The organism is Enterococcus sp. E4-150, from assembly GCF_035726465.1.
Lineage (GTDB): Bacteria > Bacillota > Bacilli > Lactobacillales > Enterococcaceae > Enterococcus_B > Enterococcus_B faecium.
Window position 1 is genome coordinate 1 of the sequence record NZ_JAPRGK010000042.1, and the last position, 1092, is coordinate 1092.

Sequence of the window (1092 nt, forward strand, 5' to 3'; positions counted from 1 at the left end):
CTGCTCCTTGTAATACTTCCCCGCTTTGGTCATCGATCTTTGTCAACACGACACCGCCTGGTGTAAGTCGATTTTCTTTCGTCAATTCTACCACCGCTGTCTGACTTCTTTCGATCTCAAACTCGATTGGTGTCGCATCTAATTCATACCCCGTTGGCGCTTGAGTTTCTACCAGCTGATATGATCCTGGTGCTAAGCCGTCAATCGCCAGTTTTCCTTCTTCTCCTGTAGTTAAACCGGTTTGTAGCGTTTCTCCTTCTCGGTTCTGTAACTCAAAAACTGCTCCTTGTAATACTTCCCCGCTTTGGTCATCGATCTTTGTCAACACGACACCGCCTGGTGTAAGTCGATTTTCTTTCGTCAATTCTACCACCGCTGTCTGACTTCTTTCGATCTCAAACTCGATCGGTGTCGCATCTAATTCATACCCCGTTGGCGCTTGGGTTTCTACCAGCTGATACACTCCTGGTGCTAAACCTTCAATCGCCAGTTTTCCTTCTTCTCCTGTGGTTAAACCTGACTGCAGAACGGTTCCATTGGCATCTTGTAACTCAAAAACTGCTCCTTGCAGGATTTCCCCGCTTTGGTCATCGATCTTTGTCAACACGACACCGCCTGGTGTAAGTCGATTTTCTTTCGTCAATTCTACCACCGCTGTCTGACTTCTTTCGATCTCAAACTCGATCGGTGTCGCATCTAATTCATACCCCGTTGGCGCTTGAGTTTCTACCAGCTGATATGATCCTGGTGCTAAGCCGTCAATCGCCAGTTTTCCTTCTTCTCCTGTAGTTAAACCGGTTTGTAGCGTTTCTCCTTCTCGGTTCTGTAACTCAAAAACTGCTCCTTGTAATACTTCCCCGCTTTGGTCATCGATCTTTGTCAACACGACACCGCCTGGTGTAAGTCGATTTTCTTTCGTCAATTCTACCACCGCTGTCTGACTTCTTTCGATCTCAAACTCGATTGGTGTCGCATCTAATTCATACCCCGTTGGCGCTTGAGTTTCTACCAGCTGATATGATCCTGGTGCTAAGCCGTCAATCGCCAGTTTTCCTTCTTCTCCTGTAGTTAAACCGGTTTGTAGCGTTTCTC

General features: G+C 46.9%; 1 protein-coding gene. It reads right to left on the reverse strand.

The window, feature by feature from the left end:
* Nucleotides 1–1092 (reverse strand): MSCRAMM family protein (locus OZ002_RS13270; RefSeq protein WP_325083495.1); only part of this gene is annotated, 1092 nt, incomplete at both ends.